Origin of the sequence: Mesorhizobium sp. M1E.F.Ca.ET.041.01.1.1, from assembly GCF_003997355.1 — a bacterium.
Lineage (GTDB): Bacteria > Pseudomonadota > Alphaproteobacteria > Rhizobiales > Rhizobiaceae > Mesorhizobium.
Window position 1 is genome coordinate 1 of the sequence record NZ_RZSL01001198.1, and the last position, 622, is coordinate 622.

At 65.3% G+C, this 622-nt stretch carries 2 protein-coding genes; both read left to right on the forward strand.

What is annotated here, in order from left to right:
- Positions 1-308 (forward strand): ABC transporter permease subunit (locus EOA38_RS38325; RefSeq protein ID WP_127301664.1); only part of this gene is annotated, 308 nt, incomplete at its 5' end.
- Positions 305-622: ATP-binding cassette domain-containing protein (locus EOA38_RS38330; protein WP_127301666.1), on the forward strand; the 318-nt coding region annotated here is incomplete at its 3' end. The genes EOA38_RS38325 and EOA38_RS38330, both read left to right, overlap by 4 nt.

Sequence of the window (622 nt, forward strand, 5' to 3'; positions counted from 1 at the left end):
ATGCAGCGCGCGGCATGGGCATGACCGACCGCCAGCGCCTGTTCGATGTCGAGTTCCCGCTTGCCTTTCCCGTGATCCTTACCGGCATCCGCATCGTGCTGGTGCAGAATATCGGGCTCGCCACCATCGCGGCGCTGATCGGCGGCGGCGGCTTCGGCGTCTTCGTCTTCCAGGGCGTCGGCCAGACGGCGATGGACCTTGTGCTTCTCGGCGCGCTGCCTACCGTGGCGCTGGCCTTTGCCGCGGCCATCATCCTCGACGCGGTCATCGAAATGACCTCCACCAAGCGCAGGGCGGAACCCGCATGATCGAGATCGAAAGCATCACCAAGCGCTATAACGGAACGCCCGTTGTCGACGACGTCTCGATGGTCATCGAGCCGCGCACTGTTTGCGTCATCGTCGGCACCTCCGGCTCCGGCAAGACGACGCTGCTCAGGATGATCAACCGGCTGGTCGAGCCGACTTCGGGCATCATCAAGATCGACGGCGCCGACAATCGCTCGCTGCCCGGATACGAGCTGCGCCGCAGCATCGGCTACGCCATCCAGGGCCATGGGTTGTTCCCGCATCGCACGGTGGCGCAGAACATCGCCACCGTGCCGCTGCTGCTCGGCTGGGAC